Origin of the sequence: Serratia sp. CY38905 (genome assembly GCF_052168875.1) — a bacterium.
GTDB lineage: Bacteria > Pseudomonadota > Gammaproteobacteria > Enterobacterales > Enterobacteriaceae > Serratia > Serratia sarumanii.
Genome location: NZ_JBJNLV010000007.1, coordinates 197,524 through 222,107, shown reverse-complemented (window position 1 = coordinate 222,107; position 24,584 = coordinate 197,524). Strand labels below are relative to the sequence as shown.

The 24,584-nt window shown below is 61.6% G+C and carries 22 protein-coding genes and 1 other RNA gene; 13 read left to right on the top strand and 10 right to left on the bottom strand.

The window, feature by feature from the left end:
• Nucleotides 1-35: 35 nt before the first annotated feature.
• From ACJ8MK_RS16745 to ACJ8MK_RS16720, 6 genes are all read right to left on the bottom strand, one after another.
• Nucleotides 36-506 carry a YhcH/YjgK/YiaL family protein gene (locus tag ACJ8MK_RS16745; protein WP_442517910.1) on the bottom strand — a complete coding sequence of 157 codons (471 nt, stop codon included), beginning with the start codon at nt 504-506 and terminating at the stop codon, nt 36-38.
• A 13-nt stretch (nt 507-519) separates the two neighbouring features.
• Nucleotides 520-1,518, bottom strand: a complete 999-nt coding sequence (yiaK, locus tag ACJ8MK_RS16740; protein WP_442517909.1) for a 3-dehydro-L-gulonate 2-dehydrogenase — start codon at nt 1,516-1,518, stop codon at nt 520-522.
• Nucleotides 1,519-1,774: 256 nt separating this feature from the next.
• A complete protein-coding gene (locus tag ACJ8MK_RS16735) occupies nt 1,775-2,641 on the bottom strand; it encodes an SMP-30/gluconolactonase/LRE family protein (protein ID WP_442517908.1) in 867 nt (288 codons plus the stop codon).
• Nucleotides 2,638-3,738 (bottom strand): ABC transporter substrate-binding protein, encoded by a 1,101-nt coding sequence (locus ACJ8MK_RS16730; protein ID WP_025304163.1) that lies wholly within the window; start codon nt 3,736-3,738, stop codon nt 2,638-2,640. Before ACJ8MK_RS16730 ends, ACJ8MK_RS16735 begins: the two co-directional genes overlap by 4 nt.
• 14 nt (nt 3,739-3,752) lie before the next feature.
• A complete protein-coding gene (locus ACJ8MK_RS16725) occupies nt 3,753-4,835 on the bottom strand; it encodes an ABC transporter permease (RefSeq protein WP_049212575.1) in 1,083 nt (360 codons plus the stop codon).
• A complete protein-coding gene (locus ACJ8MK_RS16720; protein WP_442517907.1) occupies nt 4,828-6,381 on the bottom strand; it encodes a sugar ABC transporter ATP-binding protein in 1,554 nt (517 codons plus the stop codon). Before ACJ8MK_RS16720 ends, ACJ8MK_RS16725 begins: the two co-directional genes overlap by 8 nt.
• A 374-nt stretch (nt 6,382-6,755) precedes the next feature.
• On the opposite strand from ACJ8MK_RS16720, the gene ACJ8MK_RS16715 reads away from it, so the two are divergent.
• The 3 genes from ACJ8MK_RS16715 to ACJ8MK_RS16705 all read left to right on the top strand — a co-directional run bounded on the left by ACJ8MK_RS16715 (nt 6,756) and on the right by ACJ8MK_RS16705 (nt 9,170).
• The gene (locus tag ACJ8MK_RS16715; protein ID WP_033649427.1) at nt 6,756-7,574 is read left to right on the top strand and encodes an IclR family transcriptional regulator; all 819 of its coding nucleotides are present in this window, start codon (nt 6,756-6,758) and stop codon (nt 7,572-7,574) included.
• A gap of 125 nt (nt 7,575-7,699) precedes the next feature.
• Nucleotides 7,700-8,317: an arginine exporter ArgO gene (gene argO / locus ACJ8MK_RS16710; RefSeq protein WP_025304159.1), complete on the top strand. Its 618-nt coding sequence runs from the start codon at nt 7,700-7,702 to the stop codon at nt 8,315-8,317.
• 121 nt (nt 8,318-8,438) lie between these two features.
• Nucleotides 8,439-9,170 carry an oxidative stress defense protein gene (locus tag ACJ8MK_RS16705; protein WP_025160209.1) on the top strand — a complete coding sequence of 244 codons (732 nt, stop codon included), beginning with the start codon at nt 8,439-8,441 and terminating at the stop codon, nt 9,168-9,170.
• Between the two features lie 48 nt (nt 9,171-9,218).
• Here the strand turns inward: ACJ8MK_RS16705 and ACJ8MK_RS16700 are convergent, their stop codons facing one another.
• Entirely contained in the window at nt 9,219-10,112 is an 894-nt protein-coding gene (locus tag ACJ8MK_RS16700; protein WP_033635863.1) for a LysR family transcriptional regulator ArgP, read from the bottom strand.
• A 204-nt stretch (nt 10,113-10,316) separates the two neighbouring features.
• Here ACJ8MK_RS16700 and rpiA point away from each other — a divergent pair, with 204 nt between their 5' ends.
• Nucleotides 10,317-10,973: a ribose-5-phosphate isomerase RpiA gene (rpiA, locus tag ACJ8MK_RS16695; RefSeq protein ID WP_025304157.1), complete on the top strand. Its 657-nt coding sequence runs from the start codon at nt 10,317-10,319 to the stop codon at nt 10,971-10,973.
• A 292-nt stretch (nt 10,974-11,265) separates the two neighbouring features.
• Nucleotides 11,266-12,504: a phosphoglycerate dehydrogenase gene (serA, locus tag ACJ8MK_RS16690; RefSeq protein ID WP_025304156.1), complete on the top strand. Its 1,239-nt coding sequence runs from the start codon at nt 11,266-11,268 to the stop codon at nt 12,502-12,504.
• A 48-nt stretch (nt 12,505-12,552) separates the two neighbouring features.
• On the opposite strand, the gene ACJ8MK_RS16685 is transcribed toward serA, so the two are convergent.
• The 3 genes from ACJ8MK_RS16685 to zapA form a co-directional block, all read right to left on the bottom strand.
• Nucleotides 12,553-13,161 carry a 5-formyltetrahydrofolate cyclo-ligase gene (locus tag ACJ8MK_RS16685; RefSeq protein WP_060388362.1) on the bottom strand — a complete coding sequence of 203 codons (609 nt, stop codon included), beginning with the start codon at nt 13,159-13,161 and terminating at the stop codon, nt 12,553-12,555.
• A gap of 52 nt (nt 13,162-13,213) precedes the next feature.
• Nucleotides 13,214-13,396: non-coding RNA, 6S RNA (gene ssrS, locus ACJ8MK_RS16680), on the bottom strand.
• A 40-nt stretch (nt 13,397-13,436) separates the two neighbouring features.
• Entirely contained in the window at nt 13,437-13,766 is a 330-nt protein-coding gene (gene zapA / locus ACJ8MK_RS16675) for a cell division protein ZapA (RefSeq protein ID WP_004931621.1), read from the bottom strand.
• A gap of 319 nt (nt 13,767-14,085) precedes the next feature.
• Between zapA and ACJ8MK_RS16670 the strand changes: the two genes are divergently transcribed.
• The 8 genes from ACJ8MK_RS16670 to ACJ8MK_RS16635 all read left to right on the top strand — a co-directional run bounded on the left by ACJ8MK_RS16670 (nt 14,086) and on the right by ACJ8MK_RS16635 (nt 24,582).
• The gene (locus ACJ8MK_RS16670; protein WP_033635861.1) at nt 14,086-14,664 is read left to right on the top strand and encodes a YecA/YgfB family protein; all 579 of its coding nucleotides are present in this window, start codon (nt 14,086-14,088) and stop codon (nt 14,662-14,664) included.
• A gap of 55 nt (nt 14,665-14,719) precedes the next feature.
• Entirely contained in the window at nt 14,720-16,036 is a 1,317-nt protein-coding gene (pepP, locus tag ACJ8MK_RS16665) for a Xaa-Pro aminopeptidase (RefSeq protein WP_101427325.1), read from the top strand.
• A gap of 1 nt (nt 16,037) precedes the next feature.
• Nucleotides 16,038-17,216 carry a 2-octaprenyl-6-methoxyphenyl hydroxylase gene (ubiH, locus tag ACJ8MK_RS16660; RefSeq protein ID WP_442517906.1) on the top strand — a complete coding sequence of 393 codons (1,179 nt, stop codon included), beginning with the start codon at nt 16,038-16,040 and terminating at the stop codon, nt 17,214-17,216.
• 79 nt (nt 17,217-17,295) lie between these two features.
• Nucleotides 17,296-18,498 (top strand): FAD-dependent 2-octaprenylphenol hydroxylase, encoded by a 1,203-nt coding sequence (ubiI, locus tag ACJ8MK_RS16655; RefSeq protein ID WP_039567268.1) that lies wholly within the window; start codon nt 17,296-17,298, stop codon nt 18,496-18,498.
• Nucleotides 18,499-19,005: 507 nt separating this feature from the next.
• Entirely contained in the window at nt 19,006-20,103 is a 1,098-nt protein-coding gene (gene gcvT, locus ACJ8MK_RS16650; RefSeq protein ID WP_060438412.1) for a glycine cleavage system aminomethyltransferase GcvT, read from the top strand.
• 46 nt (nt 20,104-20,149) lie between these two features.
• Entirely contained in the window at nt 20,150-20,536 is a 387-nt protein-coding gene (gcvH, locus tag ACJ8MK_RS16645; protein WP_033635856.1) for a glycine cleavage system protein GcvH, read from the top strand.
• Nucleotides 20,537-20,628: 92 nt separating this feature from the next.
• Nucleotides 20,629-23,508 carry an aminomethyl-transferring glycine dehydrogenase gene (gcvP, locus tag ACJ8MK_RS16640; RefSeq protein ID WP_004931634.1) on the top strand — a complete coding sequence of 960 codons (2,880 nt, stop codon included), beginning with the start codon at nt 20,629-20,631 and terminating at the stop codon, nt 23,506-23,508.
• A gap of 108 nt (nt 23,509-23,616) precedes the next feature.
• On the top strand, nt 23,617-24,582 hold the full coding sequence (locus ACJ8MK_RS16635) for a quinone oxidoreductase family protein (protein ID WP_197762599.1): 966 nt from the start codon (nt 23,617-23,619) through the stop codon (nt 24,580-24,582).
• The last annotated feature ends 2 nt before the right edge of the window (nt 24,583-24,584 follow it).

Below are 24,584 nucleotides of genomic sequence, written 5' to 3'. Positions count from 1 at the left end.
ACCGGTGTTGTTATCGTTACGGGTGTTGCGGCCGATCAGGCGCTAAACGACGCCAGCGGTATCTTCACCACCACCTTGCGTATCGCGCTGGAGCGCTGGTTAATGCAGGCCGGGCGATGCACGTCCTGCGGAAAAAATACCGCGAAGTTGCCGGGTTGCATCGTGAGCCAGGATTCGTCGGCCACGTCCTGATAAAACAGGATGTCGCGCTGCGCCAGCAGCTCCTGATGAACGACGTTGTCGCCGCTGTCCGCCGCTACGCCGATAAGCTCGGTGCCGCTGACCAGAAACTGCACGTCGACGTTTTGCCTATGCACTTCCGGGCGCAGCGCATCCGGTGGTTGGGTATGCAGATCCAGCACTTGCACCACGTAGCCGGTGGCGGGATCTTCATAACGCCCTGCGGGCAAGACGCTGAAATCGGTGCGTTGCAGATAGGCGACGGCGTTGGCGACCGGCGTCGGATACTGCTCGGGCGCGGTGTTGGCGATGTGGCCGAATATCATGATGATCCTCCCGTTATAGCGCCTGAATGCGCGCCCAGACTCGTTCGTCAATCGGAATGCCGTCGCGCAGGTTTTCTTCCAGAATGCGCGGGAACTTGTGGCCCGGCAGGCGAATGGCGACGTCGGGATTGTCCCGTTCGGCGCTGGTGACGTAGCCCATGATGCGCTGCAGTTTATGATCGCGGCTGTCGCCGTCGATCAACCGGTCTATCTCAATCGCGATGAACACCTGGGAGACGCCGTATTCGTCGCGGTGATCTTCCGTCACTTCCGCCACCGAGGCGCCGCCGGACAGCAGGGTAGCGATCATGTCCAGCACGATCGACAGCGCCGATCCTTTCCAATACCCCATCGGCAAAATGCGCCGGTTCTCTTCGATGGTGGCCGGATCGCGGGTCAGGTGGCCGTCGTTGTCGAAGCCGCCGTCCACCGGCAGGGTTTTACCCGCCAGCCGGTTCAGCTCCAGCGCGCCGTAGGAAAACATCGACATCGACATATCCACCATGGTGATCGGGTTGCCGGGCACGGCGACGATCAGCGGGTTGGTGCCGATACGGCACGTTTTGGCGCCCCACGGCGGCATCACGGCGATCGAGTTGGTCCAGCAAATGCCGATATAGCCTTTCTCCGCCGCCTGCCAGCCGTAACCGCCGCCGCGCATCCAGTGGTTGGCGTTGCGCAGCGCCACCAGGCCGATGCCATGATCGTCGGCTAATTGCATGGCGCGATCCATCATGCGGCGGGCGGTAAGGTTGCCGATGCCCTGGTGCGCATCCCATTGCTCGATCGCCCCCAGAGACAACAGTTTGCTGGGTTCGGCGTCCGGCACGATATCGCCGGCGTCCAACTGCTGAATAAAGCGCGGAAAGCGGTTAACGCCGTGGGAGTAAACGCCGCTGGCGGTGGTGTCGGCGAACATGCCGGCGCAGTCGTCGGCGGTGTGTTCCGCCACGCCGCGCGCCAGCAGCACGCGTTTGAATTGCTGTTTTAACTCGCTGTAACTCACTCTCATGCCGGTTCTCCGCCTGTGCGAATCGTCTGTTTTTGGTTCGCTAAATTTCAATATACGAAATTGCATTTCAAATAAATGCTATCCCGGCGGTTCAGGGAAGTCAAAGCAAGAGGGGGTAAAATTATTCATGAAAAACATGACGTTAAAATTGAGTGGTGGTTTTGTGATCGCCGCCACGTTTTGGTGGGAATGACGTGCTTCAGACGCGACAAAGCAGGGCGGATCGAAACCCACCCTGCGTTTTGCGAGGCCCCGGCTAACCGCGGGTGTTCAGCACCATGCGGTAGAGCGAGGTGGTGGCGGTGATATAGAGCTCATCGCCGTTCGGGCCGCCGAAGGTACAATTGGAGACGCGTTCCGGCACGCTGATTTTGTCGATCTGTCGCCCCTGTGGATCAAAGACCAGCACGCCGTCGGCGCAGCTGCAAAACAGATTGCCGGCCCGATCGACGCAGAAGCCGTCCGGGAAACCGGGCTCCACCGTCGCGAAACGGCGGCCGGCTTCCAGCTCGCGGCTGTTGACCGCATAGACGCGCAGCTCGCGGCGGCCCAGCGTCGGAAAATCCACGATCGACATGTCCGCAACGTACAGCCATTTTTCATCCGGTGAAAACGCCAGGCCGTTCGGGCGCTGCAGGTCGCAGGCGGCGATGGTCAGCGAACCGTCGCGCGGATCGAAGCTGTAGAGATAACAGCCGACCACCTGGCTTTCCGATTTGTAACCCTCTTCGTCGCCGATGATGCCGTAGGGCGGATCGGTGAACCATAGGGTGCCGTCGGAGCGCACCGCCACGTCGTTCGGCGAATTAAAGCGCTTGCCGTCGACGCGGTCGATCAACAGGCGTACCTCGCCATCGCTTTCGGTGCGGCTAATGCCGCGCCGCCCGTGTTCGCAGCTGATCACGCGCCCCTCGCCGTCGCGCGCATTGCCGTTGGCGTAGTGAGACGGCGAGCGGTATAGGCTTAGCTCACCCCGGCGCGACCAGCGGAACATGCGATTGCCTTTCACGCCGCTGAACACCACCGCATCCTCCTGCGGCAGCCACACCGGCCCCTCGGCCCAGATCGCCGGCGAACACAGGCGCTCGAGCCGGGCGTGCGTGCGCAATGAATCGCCGTTCACTTCACGCCCCAGATCGCTTTGTAATGGCCCTGATAATCGTTTTGCGGGTCATACAGGTTATTGGCACCGCCGTCGGCGGCGATATTGTCGCGGGTGACCAGATGCGCCGGGGTGACGTAGCCGGAAGGCGGCTGCTTGGCGAAGGCGCGGTTGAATTCGTCCAGCAGTTGCCAACCGTGCAGCTTCAAGGGTTCCGGCACCGTCGCCGACTGGCTGTCGCCTGAGCGGATACGCTGGTAAGCGGAGATTGAACCGTCGCCGGCCGATACGTTGTAAGGTGCGTTCTTGCCGCCTTTGCCGGCGGTCTTCAGCGCCGGCGCCATAAAGTCGAAGTACAGATCGTTGATCGCCAGCGCATATTGGAATTTGTCGCCGTACTTCTGCAGCAGGCTGAAGGTCATCGCCGGCATGCGGTTGGCGGTATCGGCCAGCGGCGTGTCGATGAATTCCAGCAGCGTGCAGCCGCTGCATTTGGCGATCTCTTCTTTCATGACGTTGGCCTTGTCCAAGGCGATTTGGTACAGCGAGTCGGTGAAGATCAGCACGCTCGCCTTGCCGCCGGACTGCACCACCGCGTATTGCGCGGCGATGCGCGCCACTTCGTTGGAGTCCGACGTGACGTTATAGAACACGTTATATTTGGCGATGGGGCCCGGTTCCGGCACCGCATGCCAGGCGGTCAGCACGATACCCTGCTGCACGGCCTTTTTCAGCGGGATCTTGGCGACGTTAGGGTTCCAGCCGCCGATCACGATGCCGTCCGGCTTTTGGGCGATGGCCTGATTGAGCGATGCCAGCTGATCTTTCACCGAGCCGCCGCCGTCGAGCGTTTCCAGCTTCCAGCCGGCGGCTTTCGCCGCTTCGCTCAACCCCTGTTGCACCCCTTGCACGCCGCCGTTCTTCATGTCGGAGGCGATAAAAATGATCTTCTTGTTGGCCTGCAGCTGCGGGCCGCTGGTGGGGCCGTCCCACTGGGTGGCGCTGGCGGTGGCCTTCGCGACGGCGGCGGTGGCCTGATCGAGATAGGCGTCGGCCCAGGCCGGCGATGCGGCGAGCAAGAATGTGGTGAACCCCGGTAACAGCCAAATGCGTTTCATGGTGTGCTCCTGGTTTAAGGGTGGGTCGCTGTCTGATTGTTGTTGTCAGCCGGCGTCGCCTGGCTGCGTTGTACCGCTTTCTGATTGAGCAGCCGGCGGCGTTGGGCATAGCCGGCCAGGGTGATCGACAGCAACAGCGTCGCGCCGTTGAACAGCGGCTCGACCCAGAATTCACCGCCGAACTGCTGAATGCCGGCGATGCCGATAGCCAGAATGGCGATGCCGACCACGGTGCCCCAGACATTGACGCGCCCAGGGCGAATGGTGGTGCTGCCGAGGAAGGCGCCGACCAGCGCCGGCAGCAGATAGTCCATGCCGACGCTGGCCTGGCCGACGCCCTGTTCGGCGGCGATCAACACGCCGCTGAAACCGGTGAGCACGCTGGAGGCGATGAAAGCGCCGATGGTGAAGCGGTTGACCGAGATGCCGTTCAGGCGCGCCGCCGCCGGGTTGCCGCCCACCGCATACATGCAGCGGCCGAGCGGGGTATGTTCGGTGATGAGCCACAGCACCACCGCGACGATCAGCACGTAAAACGCCACGATCGGAATGCCGGCGATCTCGGTGTGGTGCAGCGCGATAAAGGCATCCGGCAAGTCGCCGACGATCTGCCGCCCGCCGGAGTGCCACAGGGCAATGGCGTACAGCACGGTGCCGGAGCCGAGAGTGGCGACGAAGCTGTCGATATCGGCCAGCGCCACCAGAATGCCGTTCAGCAACCCGTACAGCGCCGAGATCGCCAGCACCGTCAGCACCGCCATCTGCCAGGAGAAGCCGTATTCCACCTGCAGCGTGATCGCCAGGATATGCCACAACACAATGCCGAAACCGACGTTAAGATCGATCTTGCCCACGATCATCGGGATGGTCGCCGCCAGCGCCAACAGGGCGATTTTGGCCTTGCTCGACAGGATCGCCTGCAGCGTCAGCATCGACGCGAAAGAGGGAGTGATCAGTGAGAACAGCACGACCAGCGCGACGCACAGCAGCAGCAGGCCATAGCGGGTGAGAACCTGCATCAGCCAGGGGCCGGCGCCGTCCTGCGCCAGACTGACGCGCTGCTCCAGCGCGGTTGATTTAACGGATGTTTTAGACATGGCCTACCTCGGATTCTGACGTGATTGCGACGCTTTCCCCGGTGCTGGCAGAGGCCAGCTCCAATAAATTGGCGAATGACACCTGCTGATTTTTCAGCTCGCCGACCACTTTCCCACGGTTGAACACCAGTGCGCGGTTGCAAATATGGGCGATCTCCTCGAAATCGTTGGAGATCACCAGCACCGCCACGCCTTCCACCAGGGATTTATTCAGCAGGTGGTAGATTTCCGCTCGTGCGCCGACGTCCACGCCGGCGGTGGGATCTTCCAGGATCAGCAGCGGCGCTCCCAGGTGCATCCAGCGCGCCATCACCACCTTTTGCTGGTTGCCGCCGGACAGTGCGCTGATATCGATATTGACGTCCTTGGGGCGCACGTCGAATAGCTGCACTTTCCACCAACTGGCGCCGATCTCCGCTCGCCGCCCGTAGCGGGAGAGCAGCCGGTGGCCGCTGGCGCAGGGATTGATAAACAGGTTTTCACGCACGCTCATCGACATCACCAGGCTTTCGCCGGTGCGATCGCCCGCCACCAGCGAAACGCCGCACGCCATCGCCTGCTGCGGGGAGCTCACCTGATAGGGCCGATCGCGAAACCGAATCGCGCCGCCGTCGGCCTGACGCAACCCGAACAGCAGCCGGCCAATCTCTTCTTGCCCGGCCCCGCGCAGGCCGGCCAGTGCCAGCATCTCGCCCGGCTGCAAATCGAAGCTCACCGGGCCGATGTCGCCTACCGTGACGCTATCGAGCTGCAGCACCGGCGGACGATGTTCCGGTAGCGGTTCGCGCTGATCGTCCGCCATCGCTTCACCGACGATGGTTTGCACCAGATCCCGCAGCGAGTAGTCGGCGGTGCGGCCGCCGGCGACATAGCGCCCGTCGCGCATTACGCAGACCCGATCGGCGATTTCGATCACTTCGTCCAGGCGGTGGGTGACATAAATCATGCCGACCTTTTTGGCGCGCAGCCGGTTGATCACGGCGAACAGATGGCGCACGTCGTTGGCGGGCAGGGAGGCGGTCGGTTCATCCAGCACCAGCAGCTCGGCGTTGACCGCCACCGCGCGGGCGATCGCCAGCAGCGATTTTTCGGTGCGCGACAGTTCGAAGACGCGCGCATCGGGATCGAGCGCGATACCGACGTCGTGCAGCGCCTGCGCCGCCCGGCGGCGAATGGCGCGCCAGTCGATCAACCCAAAGCGGCGGGGAAACCCCATCACCAGCGCCATGTTCTCCGCCACCGTCATCCATTCAATCAGGCCGAGATCCTGATGAATAAAGGCGATCGGCTGGCGGCTGGCGCTTTTTATCGCGGCGGCGGAGGCGATGCTTGCGCCCTGAAAACGAATATCGCCGCCGTCGCGCGGGTAGACGCCCGCCAGCACTTTGATCAGCGTCGATTTGCCGGCGCCGTTTTCGCCCAGTAGCGCCAGAACCTCGCCCGGCATCACCTGCAGGCTGACGTCGTTGACCGCCACGTTGCCGCCAAATCGTTTGACGATGTGGCTGAGGGTAAGGATGGGTTGTGCCGCATTATCGATAGTCATGTGATGCGCCCCTGGTGTTGCGCCCGAGCGAAGATGCCGGGCAAATTAGCCAAACCGCTGGTGAGTATCTGGTCTTTAAATTTCAATATGCGAAATTCAATTTCAAAAATAATATGACGTTCGTTGCGCTAAATCAAAGGTGATGAAGTTTTAATTGTTTTTATTAAACAATGGGTTATTTTTTACTTTGCGGAAGTGTGACCGATGGCTCACTTCAATGCGGGGGAAATATTGCGGATTTTTGGCCCGCTGCGGACAATGAAACGGCGTTCCGTCTTCACGTGATGCAGGCCTTGGGGTAACATGCCCGGCAAAGAGCCTGCTGACTTCGCCGCAGCGCCGGTTGGCGGTTCGACACTGGAGAGATTTTCGCTATGAGCCTGAAAGCCGTCGACGAGAAAGATGACAAGAAAGACAAACCGCTGGGCAGCCAAAGCCTGTTCCGCGGTTTGCAGTTGATTGAGATCCTGAGCAATTTCCCCAATGGATGCCCACTGGCGCATCTGTCCGAACTGGCCGGCATGAACAAGAGCACGGTGCACCGCTTGCTGCAGGGGTTACACACCAGCGGCTATGTGACCCAGGCGCCGTCGCCGGGCAGCTACCGCCTGACCACCAAGTTCATTTCCATCGGCCAGAAGGCGCTGTCGTCACTCAATATCATTCACGTGGCCGCGCCGCATTTGGAACAGCTGAACCTGGAAGTGGGTGAGACGGTCAACTTCTCCAGCCGCGAAGACGACCACGTCATTCTGATCTACAAGCTGGAGCCGACCACCGGCATGATGCGCACCCGCGCCTATATCGGCCAGCATATGCCGCTGTACTGTTCGGCGATGGGTAAAATCTTCATGGCCTACGGCAACGACGATTACCCGGCCCACTACTGGCAGAGCCATCAGCAGGAGATTCAGACGCTGACGCGCAATACCATCACCGAGCTGCCGAAAATGTATGAGGAACTGGCCGATATTCGCCAGCGCGGTATGGCGATGGATCGCGAAGAAAACGAGCTGGGGGTCTCCTGCGTGGCGGCGCCGGTATTCGATATTCAACAGCGCGTGCCCTATGCGGTGTCTGTTTCTCTGCCGACCGCCAAGCTGCAGCAAATCGGCGTCAAAAGCCTGATTAAACCGGTGCTGGCCACTGCGCAACGCATCTCGCAGGAGCTGGGGTTCGTCACACCGATTTAAGTATTAGCATCTCTGATACTGGATTAGAAACATCAATTTCACCTAATGATCGCTTCCTCGTATGATGCGCGTGTTGACCGACACGCGCCCTCGTCCGGCGCCTTTTATCATCCGAGGAATCTCCCATGTTAGCCGTCTTCCTGCAGGGTTTTGCCCTGAGCGCCGCCATGATCTTGCCGCTGGGCCCGCAGAACGTATTCGTGATGAATCAGGGCATTCGCCGCCAGTATCATTTGATGATCGCCTCGCTGTGCGCGTTGAGCGATATCGTGCTGATCTGCGCCGGTATTTTCGGCGGCAGCGCGTTGCTGACCCGCTCGCCGCTGCTGCTGGCGCTGGTCACCTGGGGCGGGGTGGCGTTTCTGCTGTGGTACGGCTGGGGCGCGTTCCGTTCCGCCTTCAGCCCGCAACCGGCGCAGGCCGCGGCGCAGGAGCTGGCGCAGAGCCGCTGGCGCCTCGTGGTCACCATGCTGGCGGTCACCTGGCTGAACCCGCACGTTTATCTGGATACCTTTGTGGTGCTCGGCAGCCTGGGCGGGCAACTGACGGCGGACGTGCGCTCCTGGTTCGCGCTCGGCGCGGTCAGCGCGTCGGCGGTGTGGTTCTTCGGGCTGGCGCTGCTGGCCTCCTGGCTGGCGCCGTGGCTGAACACCCAGCGGGCGCAGCGCATCATCAACGCGCTGGTCGGGCTGGTGATGTGGGGCATCGCGCTGCAGCTGGCCTGGCAGGGGGCAAATTTATAAGAATTTGCCACTAATCCGAATTCAAAACGCCGCGCGATATGCTACGTTTGATGCCAGGAATCCGGCGGTTCTCACAGGGAAAAGCCGGCGATCAGAGACAGCCTGTCATTAAGGAGACACTGTGAAGCTAAAAGCATTGGCTATGGCCGCAATGGTCGGATTAGGGACGTTACCGATGGCGCTGCAGGCGGCTGAAGTGCCTGAAGGGCCGCACGTCGTCACCTCCGGCACCGCCAGCGTGGACGCCACGCCGGATATCGCCACCCTGGCGATCGAAGTGAGCGTTTCCTCCAAAGACGCCGCCCAGGCGAAGAAGCAGGTGGACGAGCGCGTAGCGCAGTACTTTGATTTCCTGCAGAAAAATAACATCGAGAAGAAAGACATCAGCGCCGCCAACCTGCGCACCCAGCCGGAGTACGACTACCTGAAAACCGGCGAGTCGGTGCTGAAGGGCTACCGGGCGGTGCGTCAGGTGCAGGTAACCCTGCGTCAGTTGGACAAGCTGAACGAGCTGCTGGACGGCGCGCTGAAATCCGGCCTGAACGAGATCCGCGCGGTGGAGCTGGGCGTCGCCAAGCCGGACGTGTATCGCGAGCAGGCGCGGCAAAAAGCGATCGAGAACGCGACTCAGCAGGCCGAATCCCTGGCCAAAGGTTTCCACGCCAAGCTGGGGCCGGTGTACAGCATTCGCTACCGGGTCGCCAACTACCAGCCGATGCCGGTGGCGCGGATGTATAAGGCGGCCGGTGCGGCGGCGGAAAGCGACGCGGCGCAAACCTATGAGCAGCAAAGCATTCACTTCGACGATCAGGTGGATGTGGTGTTCGAGCTGCAGCGCAACGCCGCGCAGTAAGGTGTTCGTGTTGAAGAAAAGGTTCGCTGCGGCGAACCTTTTTTCGTTTTAATCCTGGCGCAGCACCTGGTGGCCGTGTTCCAGCAGCGCGTCGGTCACTTTGCGCATCATGCGGCTTTCCGGCGCGAAGCGGTGCCAGTACAGCATGCGGCGCTGATACAGCCCCGGCGTCAGATCGATCAGCTCACCGGAAGCCAGCTCCTTTTCGATCTGCAGATGCGGGATCATACAGCAGGTGGTGCCCTGACGCGCCAGCTGCACGAAGGCTTCCGACGAGTTCACGATATGGCAAGGCACGCTGCCCGGCGACAGATCGAAGTTCTGCTGCAGGAACGCCTGGTGCATGTCGTCGAGATGATCGAAGGCCACCGCCGGCGCTTTCAGCAGCGCGGAGCGGGTGACGCCGCTCGGGAAATAGCGCTCGGCGAAGGCGCTGGAGGCCACGAACAGGTAATCCAGCGCCCCCAGCCGATCCACCAGGCAGCTAGGCAGCGGCTGCGGCTGAATACTCACCGCGCCCACCACCTCACCGCGGCGCAGCCGCTCCTGGGTGCGGGTTTCATCTTCCACCTGCAGATTCAGGCGAATTGGGGAATCCGCCAGCACCGGCTTCAGCGCCGGCAGCAGCCAGGTTGCCAGACTGTCTGCGTTGACCGCCAGCGACAGCAGCAGCGGCGTATCGACGCCGGTGTCGTTGCCCAGCCACTCTTCTTCCAGCAATTCCACCTGATGCAGCAACGCCAGCAGCTTTTGCCCTTGTTCGGTCGGGCGCGGCGGCACGGTACGGACCAGCAGCGGTTGGCCGAACAGGTTTTCCAGCTGTTTGATGCGTTGGGATACCGCCGATTGCGTGATGCAGAGTTTTTGAGCGGCGCGCTCGAAGCCGCGCTCACGGATCACCGCGTCCAGCGCTTGCAGCGTACGATAGTCTGGGCGTTTCATCGGAAAGATATCCCTTAAATTAGAATGATACCGGCACTATGCCACATTTTGCGCGCGGCGCAGGTGGAAAAATCACGCCCCCGTCTCGCCGCTAAGCGGCTAAAAATGCGGGCTGCGGCAAATAAGTGTGATCCTGCCGGCGTGAAAAACAGCGTTTTACCCTATAATACGCACACGTTTTCGTACAGAGGCAAGGGACATATTATGACGCAGGATGAACTGAAAAAAGCGGTGGGCTGGGCAGCGCTGGAATACGTGACGCCGGGCACCATCGTCGGGGTCGGCACCGGTTCTACCGCCGCCCACTTTATTGACGCGCTGGGCTCCATCAAGCACCAGATCGAAGGCGCGGTGTCCAGCTCCGACGCCTCCACCGCCAAGCTGAAAAGCCTCGGCATCCATGTGTTCGACAGCAATGAAGTGGACTCGCTCGATATTTATGTGGACGGCGCGGACGAAATCAACGGCCATATGCAGATGATCAAAGGCGGTGGCGCGGCGCTGACGCGCGAGAAGATCATCGCCGCCATCGCCAAGAAATTTATCTGCATCGTCGACGCCAGCAAGCAAGTGGACGTGCTGGGCAAGTTCCCGCTGCCGGTGGAAGTGATCCCGATGGCTCGCTCTTACGTGGCGCGTGAGCTGGTGAAACTCGGCGGCCTGCCGGAGTATCGCCAAAACGTGGTGACCGACAACGGCAACGTGATCCTCGATGTGCATAACTTGAGCATCACCGACGCCATCGCGCTGGAGAACAAGATCAACGGCATCGCCGGCGTGGTGACCGTGGGGCTGTTCGCCAACCGCGGCGCGGACGTGGCGCTGGTCGGCACCCCGGAAGGCGTGAAAGTGGTCAAATAAACCTCCGCCGTTTGTGGCCCGGTAGTGCCGGGCCGCATAATTCTTCGGTTAAAATATCTTTTCTGAAAAACGGCAAATTTGGTGACTTATGTCACATTGTGAAAACTGACTCCCCAAAGCTTCTGCCGAAAACTTTCCCTATGGCATTTTCTGCCGTAAACCGCCATCAACGCTGCGCCTTGTCCTGCTGGGCAGGCAATCGTTTGTATTGCCGCCCGCGTTATTTTTGTTATGTTGGATGGGAGCTGTGTCGTCACAGCCGCTTCTGAAGTCTGAACATAGGGTCGGGTAAATGGCAAAAGTATCATTGGAGAAAGACAGGATTAAATTCCTGTTGGTGGAAGGGGTTCATCAGAGCACGGTCGATAATTTACGTGCCGCCGGTTATACCAACATCGAATACCACAAGGGTGCGTTAGACACCGAATCGCTGAAGGCATCCATCCGCGATGCGCACTTCGTCGGCATCCGATCGCGTACGCATCTGACCGAAGAGGTGTTCGCCGCCGCAGAAAAACTGGTGGCTGTGGGCTGCTTCTGCATCGGCACCAACCAGGTTGATCTGAAAGCGGCGACCAAGCGCGGTATTCCGGTCTTCAACGCCCCGTTCTCCAATACCCGATCCGTGGCCGAAATGGTGCTGGGCGAGCTGCTGTTGATGCTGCGCGGCATTCCGGCCGCCAACGCCAAGGCGCACCGCGGCGTGTGGCACAAACTGGCCGTGGGCTCCTACGAGGCGCGCGGCAAAAAGCTGGGCATCATCGGCTACGGCCACATCGGCACCCAGCTGGGCATTCTGGCCGAAGGGCTGGGCATGAAGGTGTTCTTCTACGACATCGAGAACAAGCTGCCGTTAGGTAACGCGCAGCAGGTGCGCCATCTGTCCGATCTGCTCAATATGAGCGACGTGGTGACGCTGCACGTGCCGGAAACGCTGGCCACCAAGAACATGATGGGGGCGGAAGAGTTGGCACTGATGAAACCGGGCGCCATTCTGATCAACGCCTCGCGCGGCACCGTGGTGGATATTCCTGCGCTGTGCGACGCGCTGGCCAGCAATCACCTGGCGGGCGCGGCGATCGACGTCTTCCCGGAAGAACCGGCGACCAACAGCGATCCGTTCAACTCGCCGCTGTGTGAGTTCGACAACGTGCTGCTGACGCCGCACATCGGCGGCTCCACCCAGGAAGCGCAGGAGAATATCGGCGACGAAGTGGCCGGCAAGCTGGCGAAATACTCCGACAACGGGTCGACCCTGTCCGCCGTCAACTTCCCGGAAGTGTCGCTGCCGGCGCATGGCCCGAACGCCAGCCGCCTGCTGCACATCCACGAAAACCGCCCGGGCGTGCTGACGCAGATTAACCAGATCTTCGCCGAAGAGGGGGTTAACATCGCCGCGCAGTATCTGCAAACCGGGCCGGAAATCGGCTACGTGGTGATCGACATCGAAGCGGAAACCGCGCGCGCCGACGCCGCGCTGCAGCGCATGAAGGCCATCGACGGCACCATTCGCGCCCGTCTGCTGTTCTGATTCGGCGGCTCGCCGCAACAAAAAAGGCCGGAGCGATCCGGCCTTTTGCTATTTGGGCTCGTGCCACGCCCAGCTGCAGAGCGGGGTGAGGATTTCCGGCAGCGGGATATCCCAGTGCTCGATCGGCAGGTGCTCCACCTGCTGGCAATCATGGGCCAGGCCGATAGGATAGGGGCCGCCGCTGCGCCAGTTTTGCAGGGTGCGATCGTAAAAGCCGCCGCCCATGCCCAGACGCTGCCCGGTATGATCGAACGCCACCAGCGGCGTCAGCACGACGTCCAACTCGCCCAGCGGCAGCACCTGGCGCACATCGAGGCGCGGTTCGAGAATATTGAAGCGATTGCGCACCAGCGGCGTTTCCGGCGCATAGCGCAGGAACAGCAGGTGGCCAGGGCTGAACGGGTGCAGCACCGGCAGGTAAACCCGTTTGCCGAGCGTCCACAGTTGCTCGATCAGCGGCCCGGTGTCGAGTTCACCGTCAAACGACAGGAATACCGCGATGCTGTGCGCCGCCTTAATGTGCGTATGCGCGACGAGGCGCTCGGCTATCTTGTCTGCGGCAAAGCGTTGCTGGCCCGGCGTAAGCTCGCGCCGACGTTGGCGTATGAGTTGACGAATGGCTTGGCGCTGCTGCGCGAATTGGGGTTGAAAAGGCATCGTATCAGGCTTGCTCAGTGTGGCGTTCAGCACACATAAACCGCTGAGAAGGGGAATCTCCGAGATGCCGTCGCAGGCTGTAACCCTTGAACCCATGGTTCAAGGTGAACGTGCCGTCGCAATCTTAAGGCTTCTCGGCGCACCGAGCGTGCTCACCGATCGCGGAGCAACACATTCTGTTTGTACTAAATATCGGCTCAGGGGACTGGCCCGCTGGCGAACATCTCAGAGAAATTTTGTACTCGTTGCCGAAACTGTGATTTCAACAACTTAAGTTATTCGAATTGTGCATCCTGACGTTCAGAGATGCGACCTTGTTCAAGCAACGCTTGTTCAATGGTCTGCTGCAGCATCCGTATGCGTTGTTCCATATTGGACGCATAGTCACGGGTTTTCAACCGTTCTTGAGCAAGTTCGTGACAGACGTTCAATGCCGCGATGAAAACCAGTTGCTCAGTATTGGAGACTCTAGTGCGAACTTTAAGATCTTGCAACCGTTGGTTAAGATCGTCCGCCGCCATATTCAACGCATCTTGTTGTTCTGGCGGGCAATTGACTCTTAACGAGCGGCCAAAAATTTGAATATCTACCGGTTGTGCAGACATGCCACCTTCCTGCCTAAATTTCGCGCCAGCCTTGTCCGCCCTGGCCGGGCCGTCAAAGCGGGCGCCACTATATATACCTCGGTACCAAGATACAACCCCTTTTTCAGTACCTGGTTGTAATCTACTGTGGCGCACATTGCCAGTCAAAAAAGGGTTTCAAAATGCGTATTTACCGCACTTTCGTCACCCGCCGGCGCAGTGTGAAACCTGCCACATCGCGATTATAACTAGCCACTGAGGTGTCGCGCTTATCTGGTATAGCGACGGACCTTGGTGGTAGCATAACACGAACTTATCCTGCCAACGATGACGAATGCGCATGTCTATACAGAATACATTTCCAAGTTACCAATCTTTGACCGTGGCCCTCAACCAGCAGTCGGTGGCGCTGACCGCGGCAGAAATGCACGGCCTGATCAGCGGCCTGCTGTGCGGCGGCAGCCGTGATGCCGGCTGGCAGGCGCTGGTGCACGATCTGACCAACGAAGGCGTCGCCTTCCCGCAGGCGCTCAGCCAACCGCTGCAACAGCTGTATGAAGTGACGCGCGAAACGCTGGAAGACGACGAATTCCTGTTCCAACTGATGTTGCCGGAAGGGGAAGCCGTCAGCGTGTTCGATCGCGCCGACGCGTTGGCCGGTTGGGTCAACCACTTCCTGCTCGGGCTAGGCATGATGCAGCCCAAGCTGGCCCAGGTGAAAGACGAAGTCGGTGAAGCGATCGACGATCTGCGCAACATCGCGCAGCTGGGCTACGACGAAGACGAAGATCAGGAAGAATTGGAGCAGTCGCTGGAAGAAGTGGCGGAGTATGTGCGGGTTGCCGCCATCATGTGCTACGGCGAATTCACCCGTCACAAGCCAACGGCGCCGGAAAACATCAAACCGACGTTGCACTAAACGTCCTATCGGCCCTCCGCCGGCGATGCGGATGGCATGATTTCAGGAGAAGGTAATGACTCAGCAGGAATTCAACAACCGCCGTCAGGCGCTGTTGGCGAAAATGGCGCCGGCCAGCGCGGCGGTTATTTTCTCTGCGCCGGAAACGACGCGCAGTGCAGATTCAGACTATCCCTATCGGCAGAACAGCGACTTTTGGTACCTGACCGGCTTCAATGAGCCGGAAGCGGTGCTGGTGCTGATCAAAAGCGACGAAACGCACAACCACAGCGTGCTGTTCAACCGGGTGCGCGATCTGACGGCGGAAATCTGGTTTGGCCGCCGTCTGGGGCAAGACGCCGCGCCGGCGAAGCTGGGTGTGGATCGCGCGCTGCCGTTCGATGAAATCAATGACCAGCTGCACCTGCTGCTCAACGGCTTGGACGTGGTCTATCACGCGCAGGGCGAATACGCCTATGCCGATCAGATCCTGTTCGGCGCGCTGGACAAGCTGCGCAAGGGGTTCCGCCAGAATCTGCAGGCGCCGGCCACCGTGACCGACTGGCGGCCGTGGCTGCATGACATGCGCCTGTTCAAATCGCCGGAAGAGCTGGCGGTGATGCGTCGCGCCGGTGAGATCAGCGCGCTGGCGCACACCCGCGCGATGGAAAAATGCCGCCCGGGCATGTTCGAATACCAGTTGGAAGCGGAGATTCACCATGAATTCACCCGCCTCGGTGCCCGTTACCCGTCTTACAACACCATCGTCGGCAGCGGCGAAAACGGCTGTATCCTGCACTACACCGAGAACGAGAGCCAGATGCGCGATGGCGATCTGGTGCTGATCGACGCCGGTTGTGAGTACCAGGGGTATGCCGGCGACATCACCCGCACCTTCCCGGTCAACGGCAAGTTCAGCAAGCCGCAGCGCGCGGTGTACGACATCGTGCTGGCGTCGCTGCAGCGCGCTTTGGAACTGTTTAAACCCGGCACCAGCATCCGCGAAGTCAACGACGAAGTGGTGCGCATCATGGTGGTCGGGCTGGTGGAACTGGGCGTATTGAAAGGTGAAGTCGATCAGTTGATCGCCGAGCAGGCGCACCGGCAGTTCTTCATGCACGGGCTGAGCCACTGGCTGGGCCTCGACGTGCACGACGTCGGCCACTACGGCACGCCGAGCCGCGATCGGCTGCTGGAGCCGGGCATGGTGCTGACCGTGGAACCGGGGCTGTACATTGCGCCGGATGCGGACGTGCCGGCGGAATACCGCGGCATAGGCATCCGCATCGAGGACGACATCGTGATCACCGCCGACGGCAATGAAAACCTGACCGCTACCGTAGTGAAAGACGCCGATGCCATCGAAGCGTTGATGGCGGCGGAAAGGTCATAAAATGAGCGTAATTATCGTTGGTGGCGGTATGGCGGGCGCGACGCTGGCGCTGGCTATCTCGTCGCTTACTCAGGGAAGATTGGCGGTGGATCTGGTCGAGGCGACTCGGCCGGATGACCGCAGCCATCCGGGCTTTGACGCCCGCGCCATCGCACTGGCGCAGGGCACTTGCCAACAGCTGGCGCGCATCGGCGTTTGGCCGGCGCTGCGCGACTGCGCTACGCCGATCGCTCAGGTGCACGTCAGCGATCGCGGCCACGCCGGTTTCGTGAATCTGCAGGCGCAGGATTATCAGGTCGATGCGCTCGGCCAGGTGATCGAACTGCATGACGCCGGGCAGCGGCTGTTCGCGCTGCTGGCGAAGGCGCCGGGCGTTACGCTGCACTGCCCCGCGCGGGTGGTGGACGTGATTCGCACCGCCGAGCGGGCGGAAGTACAACTGGATACCGGTTTGCGCCTGCGCGGGCAACTGCTGGTGGCGGCCGACGGTTCGCGTTCGGCGCTGGCGCAGGCCTGCAACGTGCAGTGGCGGCAGGAGGACTATCCGCAGTTCGCCACCATCGCCAACGTCACCACGGCGGAAGATCCGCAGGGGCGCGCCTTCGAGCGCTTTACCCGCTACGGGCCGCTGGCGCTGCTGCCGATGTCGCAGGGGCGCAGTTCTTTGGTGTGGTGCCATGCGCGCGAAGATCGCGCCCGGGTGGATGCCTGGGACGACGAGCGTTTTATCGCCGAGCTGCAACAGGCCTTCGGCTGGCGGCTGGGGCGCATCCTCAAGGCCGGTAAACGGCACAGCTATCCGCTCAGCCTGCTGACCGCCGATCGCCATGTCAGCCATCGTCTGGCGCTGGTGGGCAACGCGGCGCAGACGCTGCATCCGATCGCCGGGCAGGGGTTCAACCTCGGTCTGCGCGACGTGATGTCGCTGGCGGAAACGCTGGCAGAAGCGATGGACAGCGGCGAAGACGCCGGTGGTTATGCGCTGCTGAGCCGCTATCAGCAGCGGCGGCAAAACGATCAGCAGGCGACGATCGGCGTGACCGACGGATTGATCCGCCTGTTCGCCAACCGTTATGCCCCGCTGGTGGTCGGCCGCAACCTGGGGCTGATGGCGATGGAGCGTTTGCCGGCGGTGCGCGACGCCTTCGCCAAGCGCACGCTGGGCTGGGTGGAACGTTAGACACAGAATCGGGCGCCCTGTGGCGCGCCCAAAACGCGGCGCGGCAAGGCGTCGCGCGTTATTAAGGAAATCGAGCAGCATGCAATCATTTGACGTGATTATCGCCGGTGGCGGTATGGTGGGGCTGGCGTTGGCCTGCGGCCTGCAGGGCAGCGGGCTGCGCGTGGCGGTGCTGGAGCAGCGCCAGCCGGACATGGCGCCGCCGTCGGAGCAGCCAGCGCTGCGCGTCTCCGCCATCAATGCCGCCAGCGAGCGTTTGCTGCAGCATATCGGCGTGTGGGATGACATTCTCCAGCTGCGCGCCAGCGCTTATAACGCGATGGAAGTGTGGGATCGCGACAGCTTCGGCAAAATCGCCTTCCGCGGCGACGAGTGCGGCTTCAGCCATCTTGGCCACATCATCGAAAACTCGGTGATCCAGCAGGCGCTGTGGAAACGCGCCGAAAGCCTGTCGGACATCACGCTGATTACCCCGGCCGCGCTCAAGCAGGTGGCGTGGGGCGAGAACGACGCTTTCGTCACGCTGGAGGATGGCCGCATGCTGACCGCCCGCCTAATGATCGGCGCCGACGGCGCCCAGTCGTGGCTGCGCCAGCACGCCGACATTCCGCTTACCTTCTGGGATTATCGCCACCATGCGCTGGTCGCCACCATTCGCACCGAAGAGCCGCATCAGGCGACGGCGCGGCAAATTTTCCACGGCGACGGCATTCTGGCGTTCCTGCCGTTCAGCGATCCGCATTTGAGCTCCATCGTCTGGTCGGTGACGCCGGAAGAGGCCGAGCGGCTCAAGCAGCTGGAACCGGCGCAGTTCAACCGCGAACTGGCGATGGCCTTCGACATGCGCCTGGGGGCTTGCAGCCTGGAAAGCGAACGGCTGGCGTTCCCGCTGACCGGCCGCTATGCGCGCAGTTTCGCCGCGCACCGCCTGGCGCTGGTGGGCGATGCGGCGCATACCGTGCATCCGTTGGCCGGGCAGGGCGTGAATCTGGGCTTTATGGACGCCGCCGAGCTGATTTCCGAACTGCGCCGCCTGCAGCGGCAGGGCAAGGATATCGGCCAGCACCTCTATCTGCGCCGCTATGAGCGCCGCCGCAAACATGGCGCGGCGGTAATGCTGGCCAGCATGCAGGGGTTCCGCGAACTGTTCGACGGCAATCACCCGGCCAAAAAGCTGCTGCGCGACGTGGGCCTGCGGCTGGCGGACAGCCTGCCGGGCGTCAAGCCGAAGCTGGTGCGTCAGGCGATGGGCCTGAACGATCTGCCCGAGTGGCTTGCCTGACATCCTGCCTTCTGCGAGCCCTCCGCGGGCTCGCGCTTCTTGCCTTATGCCATCGTCTTTCCTTATATAACCCTTCATTTGAAATAATCTAATTTCAGCCGCTTTTTATCATTACTTTTTCTAATTCCATGTTCGGTTATCAAAAGTCGGAATCTCATGTGCGGCCGTCGGTTTGTTATATAACTTCGGAGTTTTGCCGCTTTAATTGTTAATTTTGTGCCTTAAAGCGCATTTTTCCAGTGAAAAACTCTGCACACTAGCCCGGCATTTTACCGCCCCGGAACGGCGATGAGCCTATTTTAACTTATGGTTAATGTGGTCGTTCGGTGATAAGTTCGAGGGAAAGGTATCGTTTGCGTCACGGCGGTTGCACGCAGTTTCCGCCCGTCCCGGCGCAGCATTTGTGTTGAGCAGTCAGTGCGCCATGGCGATCGGGCCGCGAGCCAGGCTCCGCCGCATTGCGTGGCAGCACCCTAACTTCTAGCGACGAGTGGAAAGAGGGAAAAGATGGCAAAGCAAACCCCACTGTACGACCAGCACGTGGCGTGCGGTGCGCGCATGGTAGACTTTCACGGCTGGATGATGCCGCTGCACTACGGCTCGCAGCTTGATGAGCACCACGCGGTGCGTCAGGATGCCGGCATGTTCGACGTGTCTCACATGACCATTGTGGATCTGCACGGCGCCCGCACCCGCGAATTCCTGCGCTACCTGCTGGCGAACGACGTCGCCAAACTGACCCAACCCGGCAAAGCGCTGTACACCGGCATGCTGAATGCCTCCGGCGGCGTGATCGACGACCTGATCGTTTATTTCCTCACTGAAGACTATTTCCGCCTGGTGGTGAACTCCGCCACCCGCGACAAAGACCTGGCCTGGATCGAAGAGCACGCTGCGCCGTATGGCGTTGCGCTGACGGTACGCGACGATCTGGCGTTGATCGCGGTGCAGGGCCCGCAGGCCAAAGAGCGCGCCGGCACGCTGTTCACCCCGGAACAAAAAAGCGCGGTTGAAGGCATGAAGCCATTCTTCGGCGTACAGGCCGGCGAGCTGTTCATCGCCACCACCGGTTACACCGGCGAGGCCGGCTATGAGATCGCGCTGCCGAAAGCGCAGGCGGCGGATTTCTGGCAAAAATTGCTGGCCGCGGGCGTCAAGCCGGCCGGTCTGGGCGCGCGCGACACGCTGCGTCTGGAAGCGGGCATGAACCTCTACGGGCAAGAGATGGACGAAGGCGTTTCGCCGCTGGCCGCCAACATGGGCTGGACCATCGCCTGGCAGCCGGAAGATCGCCGTTTCATCGGCCGTGAAGCGCTGGAACAACAGCGCGATCAGGGCACCGAGCAACTGGTCGGCTTGATCATGACGGAAAAAGGCGTATTACGTAATGAGCTGCCGGTGCGTTTCACCGACGCGGCGGGGCAAACCCACGAAGGCGTGATCACCAGCGGTTCGTTCTCTCCGACGCTGGGCTTCAGCATCGCGCTGGCGCGCGTGCCGGCGGGCATCGGCGAGCAGGCCATCGTGCAGATCCGCAACCGTGAAATGCCGGTCAAAGTGACCAAGCCCGGTTTCGTTCGCGCCGGCAAGCCGCTGACAAATTGATTTTTTATTGATTGATTCTTTTATTTCTTCGAAGGAGTAACCGGCGATGAGCAATGTGCCAACAGAATTGAAATACGCATCCTCCCACGAGTGGGTTCGTGCAGAAGGTAACGGCGTTTACACCGTAGGCATCACCGAACACGCGCAGGAACTGCTGGGCGATATGGTGTTTGTCGATCTGCCGGAAGTGGGCCGCCGCGTCGCCGCCGGTGAAGATTGCGCCGTGGCGGAGTCCGTCAAGGCGGCGTCGGACATTTACGCGCCAATCAGCGGCGAAATCGTGGCGGTGAACGGCGAGCTGGAAAGCTCCCCGGAGCTGGTGAACAGCGAGCCTTACGGTGACGGCTTCCTGTTCCAGATTAAAGCCGCCGACGAAGGCGAGCTGGCGAACCTGCTGGACGCCGCGGCTTATCAGGCCTCGATCGACGAGTAATCGTGACCACGCCCCAGGCCTTTTGGCCGGGGCGTTTTAGTTACCGCTCAAGCTATATCCCGTATCACGCAAGCATTCAGGAATTTGTAGCAATGACCCAGACACTCAGCCAACTCGAACACAGCGAAGCGTTCATCGAACGCCACATCGGCTCTTCTGCGGAACAACGCCAGGAGTTGCTGGCAGCGGTGGGCGCTCGCTCGCTCAGCGCGCTGATCCAACAGATCGTGCCGGCGGACATTCAGCTGCCGGGGCCGCCGCCGGTCGGCGACGCGGCGACCGAACACCAGGCGCTGGCTGAGCTGAAGGCGATCGCCTCGCAGAATCAGCGCTACAAATCCTATATCGGCATGGGCTACAGCGCCGTGCTGACGCCGCCGGTGATCCTGCGCAACATGCTGGAAAATCCGGGCTGGTACACCGCTTACACCCCTTATCAGCCGGAAGTGTCGCAGGGCCGTCTGGAAGCGCTGCTGAACTTCCAGACCGTGACCCTCGATCTGACCGGCCTGGATCTGGCTTCCGCTTCGCTGCTGGATGAAGCTACCGCCGCCGCCGAAGCGATGGCCTTGGCCAAACGCGCCAGCAAGCTGAAAGACGCCAACCGCTTCTTCGTGGCTGACGACGTGCATCCGCAGACGCTGGACGTGGTGCGCACCCGCGCCGAAACCTTCGGCTTCGACGTCATCGTCGATAAAGCGGAAAAAGTGCTGGAGCTGGACGGCGTGTTCGGCGTGCTGCTGCAACAGGTGGGCACCACCGGCGAGCTGCACGACTACAGCGCGCTGCTGGCCGAACTGAAATCGCGCAAAATCATCACCAGCGTGGCCGCCGACATTATGGCCCTGGTGCTGCTGACCGCGCCGGGCAAGCAGGGCGCCGACGTGGTGTTCGGCTCCGCGCAGCGCTTCGGCGTGCCGATGGGCTACGGCGGCCCGCACGCCGCCTTCTTCGCCTGCCGCGACGAGTTCAAGCGCTCGATGCCGGGCCGCATCATCGGCGTTTCCCGCGATGCCGCCGGCAACACCGCGCTGCGCATGGCGATGCAGACCCGCGAGCAGCATATCCGCCGCGAAAAGGCCAACTCGAATATCTGTACCTCGCAGGTGCTGCTGGCCAACATCGCCAGCCTGTACGCGGTGTACCATGGCCCACAGGGGCTGCAGCGCATCGCCGGGCGTATCCATCGCCTGACCGACATTCTGGCCGCCGGGCTGCAGAAGGCCGGCCTGACGCTGCGCCACAACACCTGGTTCGACACCCTGACCGTTGAAGTGAAAGACAAAGCGGCGGTGCTGGAACGCGCGCTGAGCTTCGGCATCAACCTGCGTACCGATATCCACGGCGCCGTAGGCATCACGCTGGACGAAGCCACCTCGCGTGAAGACGTGCAAACGCTGTTCGCACTGCTGGCCGGCGACAACCACGGCCTGGACATCGACGCGCTGGACGCGGCGGTGAGCAAGAACAGTCAGTCGATCCCGGCCGCCATGTTGCGCCAGGATCCGATCCTGACCCACCCGGTATTCAACCGCTATCACAGCGAAACCGAGATGATGCGCTATATGCATCGCCTGGAGCGCAAGGATCTGGCGCTGAACCAGGCGATGATCCCGCTGGGCTCTTGCACCATGAAATTGAACGCCGCGGCGGAAATGATCCCGATCACCTGGCCTGAATTCTCCGAGCTGCACCCGTTCTGCCCGCCGGAGCAGGCTGCCGGCTACCAGCAGATGATCGGCCAACTGTCTCAGTGGCTGGTGCAACTGACCGGCTATGACGCGGTGTGCATGCAGCCGAACTCCGGCGCGCAGGGCGAATACGCCGGCCTGCTGGCGATCCGCCGCTACCACGAAAGCCGCAACGAAGCGGGCCGTCACGTCTGCCTGATCCCGAGCTCCGCGCACGGCACCAACCCGGCCTCCGCCCAGATGGCGGGCATGAGCGTGGTGGTGGTCGCCTGCGACAAGAACGGCAACATCGATCTGCACGATCTGCGCGTCAAGGCGGAGCAGGCGGGCGAAGAGCTCTCTTGCATCATGGTGACCTACCCGTCGACCCACGGCGTGTATGAAGAAACCATCCGCGAAGTGTGCCAGATCGTGCATCAGTTCGGCGGCCAGGTGTATCTGGACGGCGCCAACATGAACGCCCAGGTGGGTATCACCACGCCAGGCTACATCGGCGCGGACGTTTCGCACCTCAACCTGCATAAAACCTTCTGCATCCCGCACGGCGGCGGCGGCCCGGGCATGGGCCCGATCGGCGTGAAAGCGCACCTGGCGCCGTTTGTGCCGGGCCACAGCGTCGTGCAGATCGACGGCGTAACCACCCAGCAGGGCGCGGTTTCCGCAGCGCCGTTCGGCAGCGCCTCCATCCTGCCTATCAGCTGGATGTACATCCGCATGATGGGCGCGGAAGGCCTGAAGCAGGCCAGCCAGATGGCGATCCTGAATGCCAACTACATCGCTACCCGCCTGAAAGACGCCTATCCGATTCTGTATACCGGCCGCGATCACCGCGTGGCGCACGAATGTATCCTTGATATTCGTCCGCTGAAGGAAGAGACCGGTATCAGCGAAATGGACATCGCCAAGCGCCTGATCGACTTCGGCTTCCACGCGCCGACCATGTCGTTCCCGGTGGCGGGCACGCTGATGGTCGAGCCGACCGAGTCGGAAAGCAAAGTGGAGCTGGATCGCTTTATCGATGCGATGCTGGCGATCCGCAGCGAGATCGACCGCGTCGCCAAAGGCGAATGGCCGCTGGAAGACAACCCGCTGGTGAATGCGCCGCACGTGCAGGCTGAGCTGGTTAACGACTGGCAGCACCCGTACAGCCGTGAGCTGGCGGTGTTCCCGGTGGCCGGCGTGCGCGAGAACAAGTACTGGCCGAGCGTTAAGCGTCTGGATGACGTGTACGGCGACCGTAACCTGTTCTGCTCTTGCGTGCCGATGAGCGACTACGAATAACACGTTCGGCAAAGTTTGTGTTCGGGGGACACCGCATCATGCGGTGTCCCTTTTTATTTTATTGCGGCCTATTCTTTCCCGTACGTTCCCACGATTTGAGGAGTCACCATGCAAGCGGCAATCGTAACAGCGTTGGGGCAAGCCCCGGTTTTCGGCACCTTTGAGGAGCCTCAGGCGCAGGCGAATGAAGTGCCGATCGACGTTCTGGCGGCCGGTATCAAACAGCTGGATCGCGCCACCGTCGCCGGCACCCATTACTCCAGCCCCAAGCAGCTGCCGATCGTGCCCGGCACCGACGGCGTGGGCCGGACGGCCGACGGGCAACGGGTGTATTTCGCCTCCTTCCGCCGCCCTTACGGCGCGATGGCTGAGCGCAGCGTCGCGTCATGGACGGTGCCGGTGCCGGAGGAGGTGGACGACGCCACGGCGGCGGCGCTGATCAATCCGGCCTTCGCCGCCTGGCTGCCGCTGCGCTGGCGGGCGGATCTGCAGCCCGGTGAAACGGTGCTGATCATCGGCGCTACCGGCACTTCGGGAAAACTGGCGGTCGCCGCGGCGCGTCAGGCGGGAGCCGGGCGCATCGTTGCCGCCGGCCGTCGGCTGAGCGTGCTGGAAGCGTTGGGCGTGGATGCCACGGTGGATCTGAGCCTGCAGGGCGAGGCGCTGACGCAGGCCTTCGCGGCGGCGGCGGGGCCGGGCGGTTATCAGGTGATCGTCGATTATATCTGGGGTCCGGCGACCGAAGCGCTGCTCGCGACGCTCAATAATCACGATCTCTCGTCTTACGCCGGCGGGCGCGGCATTCGCCTGGTCAACGTCGGCTCGATGGCCGCGCCGGACATCCGGCTGCCGGCGGCGGTGCTGCGCAGCAATCAGCTGCAGATCCTCGGCAGCGGCACCGGCAACTTCCCGCCGATCCCGGAGATGCAGCGCTACGCGACCGAAATTCTGGCGCTGGCGGCGACGGGCGCGCTCACTATCGAGACGCAGGAGCACGCGCTGGCGGAGATCGCCGAGGTATGGGATCTGAACAAGAAAAGCGACGTGCGTTCGGTGATACGCATCGCCCGCTAAGT